This window comes from Allobosea sp. 05L423, assembly GCF_056397745.1.
On record NZ_JBFTOA010000021.1, the window covers coordinates 44,601 to 60,845 of the forward strand.

The 16,245-nt window shown below is 67.0% G+C and carries 12 protein-coding genes; 4 read left to right on the forward strand and 8 right to left on the reverse strand.

The annotated features are described in order from the left end of the window. Nucleotides 1–277: 277 nt before the first annotated feature. Nucleotides 278–2,317, reverse strand: coding sequence for an NAD(+) synthase (locus AC1DNE_RS26490; protein ID WP_476767084.1), 2,040 nt, complete (start codon nt 2,315–2,317; stop codon nt 278–280). Between the two features lie 171 nt (nt 2,318–2,488). Further along, nucleotides 2,489–3,838, reverse strand: coding sequence for a nucleotide sugar dehydrogenase (locus AC1DNE_RS26495; RefSeq protein ID WP_441473430.1), 1,350 nt, complete (start codon nt 3,836–3,838; stop codon nt 2,489–2,491). 337 nt (nt 3,839–4,175) lie between these two features. Here AC1DNE_RS26495 and AC1DNE_RS26500 point away from each other — a divergent pair, with 337 nt between their 5' ends. Next, entirely contained in the window at nt 4,176–5,840 is a 1,665-nt protein-coding gene (locus AC1DNE_RS26500; protein WP_441473431.1) for a GMC family oxidoreductase, read from the forward strand. A gap of 157 nt (nt 5,841–5,997) precedes the next feature. Continuing rightward, entirely contained in the window at nt 5,998–6,525 is a 528-nt protein-coding gene (locus AC1DNE_RS26505; RefSeq protein WP_441473432.1) for a hypothetical protein, read from the forward strand. Nucleotides 6,526–6,591: 66 nt separating this feature from the next. On the opposite strand, the gene AC1DNE_RS26510 is transcribed toward AC1DNE_RS26505, so the two are convergent. From AC1DNE_RS26510 to cobD, 3 genes are all read right to left on the reverse strand, one after another. Continuing rightward, nucleotides 6,592–7,809 carry an MFS transporter gene (locus tag AC1DNE_RS26510; protein WP_441473433.1) on the reverse strand — a complete coding sequence of 406 codons (1,218 nt, stop codon included), beginning with the start codon at nt 7,807–7,809 and terminating at the stop codon, nt 6,592–6,594. A gap of 18 nt (nt 7,810–7,827) precedes the next feature. Then, the gene (locus AC1DNE_RS26515) at nt 7,828–8,799 is read right to left on the reverse strand and encodes a D-2-hydroxyacid dehydrogenase (protein ID WP_441473434.1); all 972 of its coding nucleotides are present in this window, start codon (nt 8,797–8,799) and stop codon (nt 7,828–7,830) included. 81 nt (nt 8,800–8,880) lie between these two features. Then, nucleotides 8,881–9,909: a threonine-phosphate decarboxylase CobD gene (cobD, locus tag AC1DNE_RS26520; RefSeq protein WP_441473435.1), complete on the reverse strand. Its 1,029-nt coding sequence runs from the start codon at nt 9,907–9,909 to the stop codon at nt 8,881–8,883. Here cobD and cbiB point away from each other — a divergent pair. Further along, complete coding sequence (gene cbiB / locus AC1DNE_RS26525) at nt 9,908–10,885, forward strand: adenosylcobinamide-phosphate synthase CbiB (protein ID WP_441473436.1); 978 nt, start codon at nt 9,908–9,910, stop codon at nt 10,883–10,885. The genes cobD and cbiB overlap by 2 nt on opposite strands. Nucleotides 10,886–11,027: 142 nt before the next feature. Here the strand turns inward: cbiB and AC1DNE_RS26530 are convergent, their stop codons facing one another. The 3 genes from AC1DNE_RS26530 to AC1DNE_RS26540 form a co-directional block, all read right to left on the reverse strand. After that, nucleotides 11,028–12,683, reverse strand: a complete 1,656-nt coding sequence (locus AC1DNE_RS26530; RefSeq protein WP_441473437.1) for an acyl-CoA dehydrogenase family protein — start codon at nt 12,681–12,683, stop codon at nt 11,028–11,030. Beyond that, nucleotides 12,680–13,300 carry a TetR/AcrR family transcriptional regulator gene (locus AC1DNE_RS26535; protein ID WP_441473438.1) on the reverse strand — a complete coding sequence of 207 codons (621 nt, stop codon included), beginning with the start codon at nt 13,298–13,300 and terminating at the stop codon, nt 12,680–12,682. Before AC1DNE_RS26535 ends, AC1DNE_RS26530 begins: the two co-directional genes overlap by 4 nt. Before the next feature lie 347 nt (nt 13,301–13,647). Then, complete coding sequence (locus AC1DNE_RS26540; protein ID WP_441473439.1) at nt 13,648–14,646, reverse strand: helix-turn-helix transcriptional regulator; 999 nt, start codon at nt 14,644–14,646, stop codon at nt 13,648–13,650. A gap of 370 nt (nt 14,647–15,016) precedes the next feature. Here AC1DNE_RS26540 and AC1DNE_RS26545 point away from each other — a divergent pair, with 370 nt between their 5' ends. Continuing rightward, nucleotides 15,017–15,844 (forward strand): acid phosphatase, encoded by an 828-nt coding sequence (locus AC1DNE_RS26545; protein ID WP_441473440.1) that lies wholly within the window; start codon nt 15,017–15,019, stop codon nt 15,842–15,844. Nucleotides 15,845–16,245 lie beyond the last annotated feature (401 nt).

The window sequence follows — 16,245 nt, forward strand, 5'->3', positions numbered from 1 at the left end:
ACGGCGAACTCCATCGTTGCATTCCGGAACCAGAGCCAGATTTCTTCTTCGGACAGCCCGCTTTCGCCTGCCATTCGCACGACCTCGAAGCTGCAAGGCTGCCCCTTGGGACAATCTGCGAAGGCGTGTCGTCGTACCGGGTTTCTATCACATGATAGCAGGCACGACGGCGACAACCGAAAGCGGACATGCTTAAGGCCCCACTTGGATCGGGATCTGACGTTACGGACCTCGCCGCTTGCGCTGGGAGCGTGCCCGACGAACTAAACCCTCTCGCTCAATCCGGAATCCGCTCCCAATCCTTCAGCCAGGGCGCGGCGGAGGCGTCGCTCGGCGCGCGCCAGTCGCCGCGTGGCGAGAGCGAGCCGCCGGAGGAGACCTTCGGGCCGTTGGGCATGGCCGAGCGCTTGAACTGGCTGGTCTCGAAGAAGCGCCGGATGAAGACGCCGAGCCAGCGCTTGATCACCGGCAGATCGTAGGCGACGCGCTTGCCGGCTTCCATGTTCGGTGGCCAGTCCCCGGCGGAGGCATCGCGCCAGGCATGCTCGGAAAGGAAGGCGATCTTGCTCGGCCGGAAGCCGTAGCGCGTCGTGTAGAACAGGTTGAAATCCTGCAGCGCATAGGGGCCGACGAAATCCTCGGTCTTCTGCGCCGGCTTGTCGCCATCGCCCGGCACCAGCTCGGGCGAGATCTCGGTCGCGAGGATGTCGAGCATGACATCCGAGGCCTCGGAGCCGAAGCGGCCGGACTGCGCGACCCAACGGATCAGGTGCTGGATCAGCGTCTTCGGCACCGAGCCGTTGACATTGTAATGCGACATGTGATCGCCGACGCCATAGGTGCACCAGCCGAGCGCCAGCTCCGAGAGGTCGCCGGTGCCCATCACCAGCGCGTTGTGCCGGTTTGCGAGGCGGAAGAGCACGGAGGTGCGGGCGCCCGCTTGCACGTTCTCGAAGGTGATATCGTAGACCGGCTCGCCCTTGGCGAAGGGATGGCCGATATCGATCAGCATCTGCCGGCAGGCCGGCGTCATGTCGATTTCCTCGGCACTGACGCCAAGCGCCCGCATCAATCGCCAGGCGTTGTCCTTGGTGTCCTTGCTCGTCGCGAAGGCCGGCAGCGTATAGGCGAGGATGTTTTCGCGAGGCAGGCCCAGCTCGTCGAAGGTGTGGGCGGCGACGATCAGCGCCTGCGTCGAATCGAGCCCGCCGGAGACGCCGATCACGACCTTGTCGAGCCGCGTGCTCTCCAGCCGCTTGCGCAGCCCATGCGACTGGATGTTGTAGGCCTCGAAGCAGAGCTCGTTCAGTCTGGCATCGTCGCTCGGCACGAAGGGGAAGCGCTCGACGGTGCGGGCCAATCCGAGATCGTTGTCGCGATCCGGCTCCAGCGTGAAGTCGATGCGACGGAAGCCGAGCCGGTCGCGGTTCACATCGGCGCTGTCGCCGAAGGTGTTCTGGCGGATGCGGTCCATCGCCAGCCGTTCGAGATCGATATCGGCGAGGATGAGTTGCGGCTCGGCGGCGAAGCGCTCCGCCTCGGCCAGCAGCGCGCCGTTCTCGTAGATCATCGCCTGCCCGTCCCAGGCGAGGTCGGTGGTCGACTCGCCGGTGCCCGCGGCGGAATAGGCATAGGCCGCGATGCAGCGGCCGGAATGGGCCTTGCAGAGTGCGTGGCGCCAGTCCGACTTGCCGATGGTGACGTTGGAGGCCGAGAGGTTGAGCAGCACGGTCGCCCCGGCGAGCGCGGCGTAGGACGATGGCGGGATCGGCGTCCAGACGTCCTCGCAGATCTCCATATGCACCACGAAGTCCGGGATATCGGCCGCGGCCAGCAGGATATCCGTGCCGAACGGCACTTCCTGGCCGCAGAGATCGATATAGAGCGCGCCCGCCCGCTCGCCCGAGGCGAACTGCCGGCGCTCGTAGAACTCGCGATAGTTCGGCAGATAGGTCTTGGGCACGGCAGCGAGGATGCGCCCGCGATGGATCGCGACGGCGCAGTTGAACAGCCGCCCCTCGACCCGCAGCGGCGCGCCGACCACGACGACGCCGCGCAGCGCGCGACTCTCCGCGACGAGGTGCCCCAAGGCCTCGCGCACGGCATCGAGCAACGCATTCTGCTGCAGCAGGTCGTCGATGGCATAGGCGCTGATGCCGAGTTCCGGGAACAGGGTCAGCGACGCCCCGCTCTCGTCCGCCCGCCGCAGCATCGCAATCGTCTCGGCCACGTTGAAAGCCGGATCGGCCACCTTCAGCCGCGGCGCGGCGCAGGCGATCCGGACGAGACCGTGCGAATGGATGTTGCGGAAAGTCATGGAGACTCCGTTAGGCTCGGACGCCGAAAACACGGCCATCGCTTATCGCGCAGGCCATAGCCGCAGAGCAATGCTCGCTCCGGCGACCCTGCCCGGCTGTCGGGGCGAGAAGCCAACGCAGATCAACCCAGCTGCCTGCCTATCATACCACCGCCGTCCTCAAAGCGCGGGTCAGGCCTTGATCACGTTGGCTGCAGAGGCGCCGTTCCGTTCGCAAGCGTTACGCGTGTCTATAACCAGCCGCGCTTCTGCGACGAGCCTCTTGTAATCGACAGCGTCGTGGTCGGTAGCGATGAGAACGGCATCGAAATCGCCGATCGTGCCGGGAGCGAGATCAATGGATCGGCGCCCGGCAAGGCCGCCATGCTCCCTGGTCTGCGGAATGATCGGAACATGCGGGTCGTGATAGGATGCCTGGGCGCCGCGTTGCTCGATCAGCTCGATCAGGCGCAATGAAGGGCTTTCGCGCATATCGTCAACATTCTTCTTGTAGGCGGCGCCGATGACGAGAATCCGCGCTCCGTTCAGTCCGCGCGCGAAATGCTGATCCAGACCGTGCGCGAGTCGTTCGACAACCAGATGCGGCATCGCCGTGTTGATTTCGCCTGCCAGCTCGATGAAGCGCGCCGTGATCCCGTATTCCCGGGCCTTCCATGAAAGATAGAAAGGATCGATCGGGATGCAGTGCCCGCCCAGCCCCGGGCCGGGATAGAACGGCATGAAGCCGAACGGTTTGGTCTTGGCGGCATCGATAACCTCCCAGATATCGATGCCCATGGCCGCGTAGATCGATTTCAGCTCATTGACGAGCGCAATATTGACCGAGCGAAAGATGTTCTCGGTCAGCTTCACGGCTTCGGCCACGGAGGTCGACGAGACCGGCACGGTCTGGACGACGAGCTCGCCATACAGGGCCTGCGCTATCGCGAGCGCCTCGGGGCCGTCGCCTCCGACGACCTTGGGTATCGAGGCGGTTCCAAAACGCGGATTGCCCGGATCTTCGCGTTCGGGCGAGAAGGCCAAGTAAAAATCCGTGCCGCTCTTCAACCCGGTTCGTTCGAGGATCGGCTTGAGGACTTCCTCGGTCGTACCCGGGTAGGTGGTGGATTCCAGCGCGATGAATTGCCCCTTCCGCAAACGTCCCGCGATGGTTTCCGCCGTCTGGACGACGAAGCTCAGATCCGGCTCGCGGTGGCGCGTGAGCGGGGTCGGAACGCAGATGATAAGGCCGTCTGGCTCGTCCAGCCGCGAAAAGTCGTCCGTGGCGAGAAAGCGCCCCGCCCTCGCGGCCGCGGCGAGATCCTCGGCCTGAATATGCTTGATCCCGGTTCTGCCCGCGTTGAGCTCGGACACGCGTGCAGAGTTGATATCGAAACCGAGCACGTCGAAGCCGGCACGCAGAGCAGCCAAGGCGAGCGGGACGCCGACATACCCCAGGCCGATGATCCCAACCCGGAAGCTACGGTCCAGCACGCGCTGCAGCAGCTTCTTCGCCGCCTCATCCGGCAGAATTTCATTCATATCGCTCATTCTCGGACGGACGGCAGCTGGAGCTTCGATGCCGGGCGCGTCTTGCCGCTCCTCGCGAAAAGGATGCATGCGAACGCCTGGCAATCTCACCTTCGGCCACATCCTCGCAGCGATGACAAGTATGCCGCAGTCCGTTCCGATATCAGTGCGAGAACTTCACCTGGTTTTCAGCGCGGCGACTCGCGATTGGCTTTCAGGCCCAGATGAGCCGCAGAGAAGCAGCACGGATGTGCATATCCGCGCGCTGACACGGCGTTCCGACCTATGCCAGATTGTACCTCCACCGCCGGCGAACAGGCGGGTTCGCAGCTAAGCCCTTGGAAACGCCATGCCAGATTCGCCTTCGACCGACCGCCGCCTGATCGGCACCTTCGACTACGTCGTCATCGGTGCGGGCTCGGCCGGCTGCGTCGTCGCCAATCGGCTGGCGGCCGATCCGGAGACCAAGGTCCTCGTCCTCGAAGCCGGCGGCAACGACGACTGGATCTGGCTCCACATCCCGGTGGGCTATCTCTTCGCCATCGGCAATCCCCGCGCCGACTGGCTGTTCCAGACCGAGCCGCAGCCCGGGCTCGGCGGCCGGGCCCTGGCCTATCCGCGCGGCAAGGTGGTCGGCGGCTCCTCGGCGATCAACGCCATGGTCTATATGCGCGGCCAGGCGGCCGACTATGACGGCTGGCGCCAGCGCGGCCTCAACGGCTGGGGCTGGGACGACGTGCTGCCCTATTTCCTCAAGCACGAAGACCATATCGCGCCGCCGCCCGGCGGGATGCACAAGGCGGGCGGAGAATGGCGCGTCGAGCATCCGCGCGTGCGCTGGGCTATCCTCGATGCCATCCGCAACGCGGCCGAGGCCGCCGGCATCGCCAAGATCCCGGACTTCAATACCGGCGACAACGAAGGCTCCTCCTATTTCCAGGTGAACCAGCGGCGCGGGCGACGCCTGAGCGCCTATCGCGCCTTCCTGAAGCCGCTGCTCGAACAGCGCGACCGGACCAATCTCAGGCTCGAGACGCGCGTTCATGTCGAGCGCATCGTCTTCGAGGACGGCCGGGCGAAGGCGATCGAGTTCACCCATGGCCAGGGCACTCCGAGCGAGGAGAAGCTCAGGGTCGAGGTCCGCGGCGAAGTCGTGCTGTCGGCGGGCGCCGTCGCCTCCCCTCTCCTGCTCGAACGCTCCGGCATCGGCGGCGGGGCACGGCTGCAGAGCCTGGGCATCGAGACACTGGTCGACGCGCCCGGCGTCGGCGAGAACCTGCAGGACCATCTGCAGATCCGGCCGGTCTACAAGGTCCACGGCGTCAAGACGCTGAACAGCGACTATGCCAGGATCTGGCGCCGGCCGCTGATGGCGCTGCAATGGGCGGCTCTGCGTTCCGGCCCGCTGACGATGGCGCCCTCGCAGGTCGGCGCCTTCGCGAAATCCGCGCCTCATTATGCGACCGCGAACCTGCAGTATCATTTCCAGCCGCTCTCGCTCGACAGCTGGGGCTCGGGCCTGCACCCCTTCGACGCCTTCACCGCCAGCGTCTGCAATCTGCGGCCGACGAGCCGCGGCAACGTCCATCTGCGCTCCGCCGATCCGTTCGGCCCCCCCGTGATCTCGCCGAACTACCTCGATACCGAGGAAGACCGGCAGGTCGCGATCGACGCGCTGAAGCTGACGCGCCGGATCGTGGCGCAGGCACCGCTGGCGCGCTTCCGGCCAGAGGAGTACCTGCCGGGCGAAGGCGCCCAGTCGGACGAAGCCCTGCTCGAAGCCGCCGCCAAGCTCGGCACCACGATCTTCCATCCGGTCGGCACGGCGAAGATGGGCGGCGACGACGATCCGGGCGCCGTGCTGGACAAAAGGCTGCGCGTGCGCGGCGTCTCGGGCCTGCGCGTCATCGATGCCTCGGTGATGCCGACGATCACCTCCGGCAATACCGCCAACCCGACGATGATGATCGCCGAGAAGGGCGTGGCCATGCTGAAAGAGGATGCGCGCCGTTAGACCGGGCGGAACGGAACCTCATTGCAGGTGCAGCTATGCAATCCGGGAGACCGGGAGTTCTGCCGCCGCCAGATTGCTTCGTCGCATCGCTTCTCGCCATGGCGGATATCGAGCGGCACGGAAATGCCATAAATCCGGGCCAATGAATCCGGCTGCGATGTCCGACAACCTCCCGCCCCCGCCCGCCCCGGAGCGCGGCCCGCTGAAGCGCGGGCTGCTCGCGGCACTGCGCGCCGTCCTCACCGTCTTCATCGTCCTCGATGAGCTGCTGCGGCCGCTCTACCGGCCGCTGATCCGCCGGCTCGCGGGCCTGCGTGTCATGCGCAGGCTTGAGGAAACGGTCTCTGGCCTGCCCCGCCCGCTCGTCCTGCTGGCGCTGGCGATCCCGTTCGCCATCGCCGAACCGCTGAAGCTCTTCGGCCTGCTGCTGTTCGCGCGCGGGCAGTTCTGGGCCGGGCTCGTCGTGACGGCCTTCGCGCATCTCATGAGCTTCGTCTTCGTTGAGCGCATCTATCATGCCGGCCGCGAGAAGCTGTTGAGCTATCGCTGGTTCGCCTGGATCATGGGACAGGTGGTGCGCGTGCGCGATCAGGTGCTGGGCTGGGTACGCGCCTCGGCCGCCTATGGCTTCGCCATTCGCACCCGTGACACCGCCCGGCGCTGGTGGCAGGGCCTTCTCGCCTGAGCCTTTCATAGGCGAGCAACTTTGCGAGCCCCCATCCTGAGGGCCGAGAATTTTCAAGCACCGCTGCTAGCGCCGGCTGCGCGCCAGCAGGACAAGCGCGATGGCGGCGAGCGCCGAGACGGCGATCAGCAGCAGCGTCGAGACCATGACGCCGCCGCGTTGCAGCGAAACGGCGAAGACGAGCGGCGCCGCCGCCTTGATGACGAGGCCGGGCGCCGAGAGCTTGCCCATCGTCGCGCCGAAGCCGACCGGGCCGAAGAGCTGGAGCGGAACGGTGCCGCGCACGATCGAGCTCAGCCCCATGCTGATGCCGAAGGCGATGGCGAACAGGCCCGCGGCCACCGGCAGAGAGCCGCCGATCAGGAGCAGCACAAGGCCCAACGGCATCAGCCAGGCCGAGACCCAGGCGGTGGTGATCGGCGAGACCGCGCGGCCGAACAGCATCTCGGCGAGGCGCCCGGCGACCTGAGACGGCCCGAGCATCGCGCCGAGGCCGACCGCGACGGCGGCGCTGAGCCCGAAGCCCTGCAGCAGCGCCAGCATATGCACGGCCATGGCCGAGACCACGAAACCCTGCAGCGAAAAGGCCAGCGCCAGCAGCAGGAAGGCGCGGCGACGGGCATCGCCCGTGAGATAGGTCACTTCCGGTTCCTGCGGCACGGGCGATGCGGCATGAGCGGCCGGCGCGACGACCGGCCGTTTCACCCGCCCCGGCAGGAAGACGAAGTGCAGCGGCATGCAGACGAGGATCTGCGAAAGGCCGTAGAGCCGGTACACGCCACGCCAGTCGAGGATCGCGAGCAGACTGCTGGTGAGCGGCCAGAACAAGGTCGAGGCGAAGCCACCGATCAAGGTGAGCTGGCTGATGGCGCGGCGCGCCTGGCTTCCGCGTGCCTGCGTCAACGCCGCGAAGGCGGCATCGTAGAAGACGGCGGTGGTGACGGCCTGCAAGGCCACCATCGCAAGGACGTACCCGACCATGCCGCGCGCCTCGGCCAGCGCCAGCAAAGCGAGACCGGCCAGCGCGGAGCCGGCGGTCATCACCAGTCGCGTGCCGTAGCGGTCGATCAGGCTGCCGGTGACGGGCGCGACCGCGCCACCGAGGAAGAGACCGACCGCGAAGCCGCCATAGGTCCATTCCGGCGCCCAGCCGAAGCTCGCGGTGATGCGGGGCGCCAGCACGGTGAAGGCGTAGTAGAGCGCGCCGTAGCCGAAGACCTGCGTCACACCGAGCGCAAGGATGAGCGACGGCCCGCCGGGCCGTCCGAACTTGGGCCAGGGCATGGCCGCCCCCTGTTCCGGTCAGACGACCTGGTTGCGCAACGCCGTCTCGCCTCGGCCGAGGCGATCGAGATTGTCGAGCAGGATATCGACCACATTGCCTTCATAGGCGCGGGTCTCGCCGGCGCTGTGCGGCGTGACGATGACCTGCGGCAGGCGCCAGAGCGGCGAGGCGGCCGGCAGCGGCTCCTCATGGACGCAGTCGAGCCCGGCACCCGCGATCCCGCCGTTGCCGAGGGCATCGAGCAGCGCCGCCTCGTCGACGACACGGCCGCGCGCGACATTGATCAGGAAGGCCGAAGGCTTCATCGCCGCGAGGATGCGGGCGTCGATCAACCCTTCGGTCTCTGGCGTCAGCGGGCAGGTCAGCGTGACGAAATCGGCTTGCGCGACCGTCTCGGCGAGCTTGTCGGGATGGACGACGGCCTCGACATGAGGCTGAGGCTCGGAGCTGCGCCGGACTCCGATGACGCGCATGTCGAAGGCGGCGGCGAGCTTCGCCAGCCGCAGCCCGATGCGGCCGAGCCCGACGACGACCAGCGTCTTGCCGCCAAGCTCGTCCTCACGCAGCGCACGGTCGCCGATCATCGGGCGCCAGTGCTGCTTCGCCTGGTTGTCGCGGGCGAAATGTATCTGACGCGTGAGCGCGAGGATCAGCGACATCGCATGCTCGGCGACCGCCCGTTCATTGCTGCCCTGCGCGCTTGCGAGGCGGATGCCGGCTGCCCCAATCGCCGCCTTGTCGAACTGGTCGGTGCCGGCGCTGATCGACTGGATGAAGCGCAGCTTCGGCAGGCGCGGCAGAAGGTCGTTACGCCAAAGGCCGGAGACGACGAGCACATCCGCCTCCGGCGCGCGCTCTCGCAATTCGTCGAGATTGCGGACCTCGAAACTTCCTGCCGCTCGTCCGCGCGTCGCGAACTCGTCACCCAGCTGGTAGGCGGCGTGGGCGAAGCCGATCGTCAGTTCACCTTCCGGCGGCAGGAATGCCATGCGTTTTCTCTCCCCGAATCCTTTTCGGTGGACGTTAGCTGGCGCGCCGGCTCCTGTCCCCGCATCCGCCGCATGCAAGCTTCACGCTGACGCCGATGCCTCCCGCGCATCGACGGTGAGCGCCGTCTGCAGGCGCGACCAGCCGGCGGCGTCGCCCGGCAGACCGAAGCGCAAACGATCCGGCGCGTTCTGGAAACGGCGGACATAGATGCCGTGTCGGCCGAGGCGCGTGAAGAGCGCCGCCGCCGCGGGCGTCTCGAGCAGGCGGAACAGGCTGGTGCCGCCGAGGATGCGGCCATGGGGCGCGAGCAACGCGTCGAGACGCGCGGCATCCCGTGCGCGCTCTCGGCCGGCGCTGACCAGCCATTCGGCATCCGCCAAAGCCTGGGCACCGACATGAAGGGCGGGGCCGGCGACCGACCAGGGGCCGAGTGCCGCCTTGAGCCGTGCCATCAGTTCGGCCGCGCCGATCGCGAAGCCGAGGCGCAGGCCGGCGAGTCCATAAGTCTTGCCGAAGGAGCGCAGCACGATCGCACCGGGCGGCAGTTCCGGCACGGTGCTGGTCTCGGGCGTGAAATCGGCGAAGGCTTCGTCGACGACCAGCAGACCGCCGCGCGCGGCGCAGAGCGCCGCCAGATCCGCGAGTTCTGCCCGCGACAGCGCGCGCCCATCGGGATTGTTCGGATTGACCACGACGATGGTCGCGGCCTCTTCCAGCGCGGCCGCCTCGGCGACCGCGAAGCCCGCCTTGCGCCAGGCATGGCCGTGCTCGGCATAGGTCGGCCCGAGGATGGCGACGGGCCCCGACGGCGCAAGGCGCGGCAGCAGCTCGATGAGGATCTGCGTGCCGGGCGCGGCGACGATGCCGACGTGATCCGGCACGCGGTAGGCCGCGCGTGCGGCGGCGATCAGCGCCGCCTCGTCATCGGCGCCGGGCAGGCGCGTCCACAGGCTTAACGGCAGCTCCGGAAGCGGATAGGGGATCGGATTGATCCCGGTGGAGAGATCGATCCAGGGTCCGGGCGCATCCGGAAAGAGCGCACGGGCTGTGGCGAGATCGCCGCCATGCCAGATGCTGTCCTCAGCCACGATTGCGCCCGCGCCCCGCATGAACCTCTCCGCCAGCCTGCCGCTACTCATGCTCGCCCTCGCGATCGAGGCGGCCTTCGGCTATCCCTCGCGCTTCTATGCCGCAATCGGCCATCCCGTCACCTGGATTGGCAAACTGATCGGCGTGCTCGACCGGGCTCTCAACCGCGAGGCTTCGTCCTTCGTCACGCGAAAGGTCATGGGCGTGCTGGCGCTGGCGCTGTTGCTCGCCGTCACCATCGCATTGTCCGCATTGGTCCAGCGTCTGTGCCTGTTCTTCGGGCCGCTCGGCCTCATCCCGCTCGCGCTGATCGCCTCGACTCTGATCGCACAGCGCAGCCTCTACGAGCATGTCGCCCGCGTCGCCGAAGGATTGGAACGCGAGGGGCTGGAAGGCGGCCGCCGAGCCGTCTCGATGATCGTCGGGCGTAATCCGCAGACGCTGGATGAAGCCGGGGTTGCGCGCGCGGCGATCGAAAGCCTCGGCGAGAATTTCTCGGACGGCATCGTTGCGCCCGCCTTCTGGCTTGGTGCGGGCGGCCTGCCTGGTATCGCCGCCTACAAGGCGATCAACACCGCCGATTCGATGATCGGCCACCGCACGCCGCGCCATCTCGCCTTCGGCTGGGCGGCGGCTCGGCTCGACGACCTCGTCAACCTGCCGGCTTCGCGGCTGACGGCGCTGCTGCTGGTCGCCTCGGCCGCGCTCGACCGGTCGGCCGATGCAGGCGGCGCCTGGCGAGCCCTGCGCCGCGATGCCGACAAGCATCGCTCGCCCAATGCCGGCTGGCCCGAAGCGGCGATGGCCGGGGCGCTGGGGCTCCGCCTCGCCGGGCCGCGCATCTATGGCAAAACCCGTGTCGAGGACCATTGGATGGGCGATGGCCGGGCCGAAGCGAACGCCGCCGACATCCGCCGGGCGCTCAGGCTCTACCGGCGCGCCTGCGGGTTGCTGTGGGGACTGGCGGCAGTGCTGGCGGCTATGACGCTGCTTTGACCTTCGCCCGCACGTCATTCTCGGGCGGAGCGAAGCGCAGACCCGAGAATCTCTGGACGAGAAGGCGCCGGGGCCTCCTTCGGCATGAGATGCTCGGGTCAAGCCCGAGCATGACGCCTAAGATGCGTCTCGGGTCGAAGTCTCAGTTCGGGTCCGGCACTGCCCGCCGCGCGATCGCCTGCAGATCGGCTCCCAGCGGCAGCGAGCCGAAATGGCCAGACCAGCCGCCCGCCAGACGCGAGGCGATGAAGGCATCGGACACCGCATGCGGCGCGTGGCGGATCAGCAGCGAGGCCGACAGCGCCAGCGCCATGCGCTCGACGAAGCGCCGCGCCAGATGCTCGTGGCGGAGAACGTCGACGAGATCGGTCTCCAGCTCGTTCAGGAACGCGTCGTAGCGTGGGTCGCTGCCGCGCGCCGCGCGCAATTCGTCGAGCAGCGCCGGCACGCAATCCGGATAGCGGCGGATCGAGCGGAGAACGTCGAGGCAGACGACGTTGCCGGTGCCCTCCCAGATGCCGTTGAGCGGCGCTTCGCGATAGAGCCGCGCCATCAGATGGTCCTCGATGAAGCCGTTGCCGCCATGGCATTCCAGCGCTTCGATCACCACTGGCGTGGCGCGCTTGCAGTTCCAGTATTTGGCGATCGGCGCGCCGATGCGGCCGATGAGTTTCTCCGCCTCGTTTTCGCCCTCGCGGTCGAGCGCATGGACGAAGCGGAAGGCGAGCCAGGCGGAGGCTTCGGCTTCGAGAGCGAGGTCGGCGATGACATTCGCCATGATCGGCTGGTCGATCAGAGCCTTCTGGAAGGCGCGGCGATGCGCGGTGTGGTGCGCCGCCTGCGCTACAGCATGGCGCATCAGCCCGGCCGAGCCGACGGCGAAATCGAGCCGCGTATAATGGTTCATTTCCAGCCCGGCGCGGATGCCATGGCCGGGCTCGCCGATCAGATGGGCGATGACGCCGCGGAATTCGACTTCCGAGGAGGCGTTCGACTTGTTGCCGCATTTGTCCTTGAGCCGCTGGATCTGCAGCCGGTTGCGCGAGCCGTCGGGCAGCCAGCCCGGCACGACGAAGCAGGAGACGCCCTCCTCCGTCCGGGCCAGCGTCAGGAACACGTCGGAATGCGGGACGGAGAAGAACCATTTATGGCCGGTGAGCGAATAGGTGCCGTCGGCATTGCGCGACGCCACGGTCTGGGTCTGGCGCAGATCCGAGCCGCCCTGCTTCTCGGTCATCGCCATGCCGACCGTGCCGCCGCGCTTCTGCGCGGCCGGCAGCGGGCGCCCGTCGTAGTCGGAGGAGGTGATCAGCCTGCCGAACTCGGCCCAGCGCGCGGGATCGCGCTGCAGGACGGGGATTGCCGAATAGGTCATGCCGAGCGGGCAGCAGATGCCGTTCTCGCCCTGGTTCCAGAGATAGGAGACGGCAGCACGCGCCACTTGCGCGCCGGCTCGCGGTCTGGTCCAGCACAGCGAATGGAACTCGTCGCGCATGGCGAGCCCCATCAGTTCGTGCCAGGCGGGATGGAACTCGATCTGGTCGACGCGTCGGCCCCAGCGATCATGCGTGCGCAGTTCCGGCAGGCTGCGATTGGCCTGCCGGGCAAGATCCTGCACGCGTTGCGAACCGACATGGCCTCCGACGACGCTCGCCTGCTCGCGGAACCAGCCGGCGCCGAAGGTGTCGAGGATGCGTCCGAGCGCCGGATCGGCGGCAAAGGTATCGTAATCCGCCAGCGCCGGGGCCTGGTTCAGCACCTCATGCGTGTCGTAACCGTAAGCGTCGAGCGTGGTCATGCGGACTGTCCTTCACGGGAAATCAGCGCTGCGAGGGAGAGATCTGCAAGCGCGGCGGCAATCTCGCGGCCGCGTTCCGAGGTGATCGGCCGTTCGGGCGAGAGCGGGCCGATCAGCGCCTCCATGAAGCCGCCGACGATCATCGCTGCCGCGGCATCGGGATCGACGGCACGGAAAGCGCCCTGCCCTTCGCCTTCCACGACGAGTGCGCGGAAGATGCCGGCGATCTCGCGGCGATAGTCGAGGCGCGTCGCGTCGACAGCCGGGTCGGCGGGCTCCGCAATCATCGACCATGCCAGGCGGCGATTGGCGAAGGCGCGACGGGCGAAGGCCTCGACCGCGGCGGTCAGCCGCTCAGCGACCGGGGCATCGCTTGCGGCGATCTCGCGCAGCACGGACAGTTCGCGAGAGGACACCGCCGCGACGATCTCGGCCATCAGCTCGGCCTTGGACGAGAAATAGGAATAGACGCTGCCGGTGGAGACGCCGCTGGCGGAGGCCACTGCGGCAATCGAGGTTTCGTGGAAGCCAACCTCCGAAACAATGCCGCGCGCGGCGGCGAGGATCGCCTCCCGCTTCCCGGCCTTGCGCGGCTGTCTCGGCGCCATATCAGGCATGAGCTTTCTCAAAATTGAACCTGAATTCAAATTCAAATTGAGAGCAAAACCGGCCGCCGTCAAGCCTGCCGGCCTCCACCCGTCTCAGGCCTCATCTGGATTGATTTTGTCTCAGGGAATTCGATCCCGGGGGCGCGAGGTTCAACCGGGGGGCGCGGCGCGAGACGCCAGGCACCAGCCAACGCGCGAAACTGCCCCGTTCCGGACGTCCGCAATGTCCGGGCCCGGCACCTGAAGGAAGCGGAACCCGGACGCTTGTCGATACTGAGACGCCTGCCCTTTCGGCCGTTGCGTCAAGGGCGGCGGCGATCGCCCGATCGGCAAGACGCCCCAGGGAAAAACGCCTTTCAGCAGAGCCGCGCTTGCTCGCGGAACTGGCGCGGCGTGACGCCCGTCATCCGGCGGAAAGCGCGGCTGAAATGCGCCGGATCGGTGTAGCCGGAGGAAAAGGCGACGTCGATGATCCTGCAATCGGTGTCGCGCAGCAGCCGGCTCGCATTCTCGTAGCGGACCGTGTCGAGGATGTCCGAATAGGACAGGCCGACATGGGCGAGCTTGCGCTGCAGCGTCCGCCTGCTGACGCCCGCGATCTCGGCGACGTCCGCCAGAGCGGTGGTTCCCTCGTCGAGATAGGCCGGCAGCATCAGCTTGAGCAGTTCGACGATGTCGTAGGGGGAAGGGCCGTCCTCATTGTCGCGCGGCGGTGCAAAGGCGGCGGGCATGCGGTTGGGGAGGCCGAGCAGCGCGATCGGCAGACTGATCCAGGCGGCATGCTGCCCCGACAGGAACCGCACATTCGGCCAGCAGGATCGCGTCGCCGGGCTCGGCGCATAGGACGATTCGAAAGCGATCGCCGTCGGCATCCAGTCGGCCCCGGCGAATTGCCGGATGATGTGGATCGGAAAGATGTTCTGGATCCATTGCGCGTATTTCAGATGCAGGTGCCCGGGCCCGGCGAGCCGGCTGCAGACCCGGACATGATCGGCGTGATGTTCGATCCACATGCTTAGGATGGTGTCTTCCCGCGCTGCCTCGTGGCAGGCGTGCCGGAGCGCGACGAGCAGCGTCGGAGAATGCGCGATCAGGGCCCGCGTCCTTTCTCTCATATGGGAGAAATGCAGCAGCTGGGCCGCGAGAAAGCCGAAATCCTCGATGCCCTGGCTTCTCTGGGCGGTCTCGACGAAGCGCAGCGCCGGCAGGAGCGGCAGGTAGAGATCGCTCTTTTCGGCCAGGGACGATGGCAGCCGCGACCTCTCCAGAAGCGTCTCCGTCGGAGCCCCGATATCGTCGAGGATGCTGACGAAGGGCAGCAGGAACTGGCCGCGCGTCAAAGGGATATCAGCCATCGGACCTCGCTGCGATCACCGGATCGACGCTTTTCACAGGGCCGAATGTCGGGGGATTCGCGACCGGCGGAGACGGAGCATAGCCGGTCCCGACTGGCGTGAAATGGCAAGACGGGCAGGCTGCCCATGCACGAAATGCGCGCAACGGAATTCGCAGGTTGATCGGGGCGATCGTGCCTGCAGCGCCCCTAAGCGCTCTCGCAGGCACGGGCGGCGCGAGGAGATCGCACTCGCGGGAGCGGCGCTCGCACGGCGGACAGGGCGCCCAATCCCTACGACGTGACGCAGCACGGGCCTGCGGTCGCGGCAACATACCGGTTCTGACCGGGCCTTCATGAGTTCAGCCATGTCGAAAGGAATGGGAATGTCGATGACCGGGACTGCTGCGAGGGCCGCCCATGTTTCTCTGCTGGCGCTATTCGCGTTCTGCGGACAGGCGTTCGCGCAGACGGGCGAAACGCAGACGAAGGTCACCGACCCGCATTTCAAGATTGCACCGGGCTATCTCAAGCGCACCGACCTGCCGGACAGCCTGGTCCTGCTCGGCCCGCCGCCCGAGGCGAATTCGGCTGCGCTGGCCCGGGACGAAGAAGCACGCAAGGCGACGCTCCCCTTGCGCAACACCGCGCGCTGGAAGCTCGCCTATACCGACGCCGATCTCGCCTTTCCGCAGGCCGCCGACAATTTCTCCTGCGCTATGGGGGTCAGGATCGACAGCAAGCAGACCCCGCGCCTCTACGCGATGATGCAGAAGATGCTGTCGGATTTCGGCCTCTCCACCTATGGCGTGAAGAACAAGTACAACCGGACCCGCCCCTTCGTGGTTCACAACGAAGCGACCTGCCGGGCTGATCAGGAGGCGATCCTGCGGGGTGACGGCTCCTACCCGTCCGGCCACACGGCCGCCGGCTGGGGCTGGGCTCTCGTCTTCGCGCAGATCAATCCCGAGCGCGCGGATGCGCTGCTCAAGCGCGGCATCGAATTCGGGCAGAGCCGCGTGATCTGCGACGCCCATTGGCAGAGCGATGTCGATGCGGGGCGCATCATGGGCGCGGCGACGGTTGCGCGGCTGCAAACCGACCCGGCTTTCCTCGCGGACCTCAAAGCCGCGAAAGCGGAAGTAAAGGCTGCGAAGGCGAAGCAGGTCACCCCGACGCCCGGCTGCGCTGCCGAGGCGGCAGCCTTGTCCGGGCAATAACGGGCCATCCCACCAAGCACCGGGCGCTCGCCTATGGCGAGGCTCAGCGATGAACACCGAAATGGGCAAGAGTGACCCAGCAAGTCAGTGTATAGACAACCGTTCCCACTGCGACGATCGCGATCTCAGCCATATCACGCTCCATCGATCCTCCAGCAACCAGATCCGGGCGAACGTCGTTCTGGGCTTTGATCTGTCGGCGCCGCCAGATAGTCGAAACCGCCGCCCAACCGATTGCAGCAGGATTGGCGGACGAACTTTGCTCGGATCATTTCGTGCATAGGCAGGTCACCCGGTCTTGCCATTTTACGCCAAACGCGCTGGCAACCTTTCATCCGCGTCGGACCGACCCGATCCAGCTACCACGGCGTCGGTCACTCGCGGATGCTTGCCCGGCATGA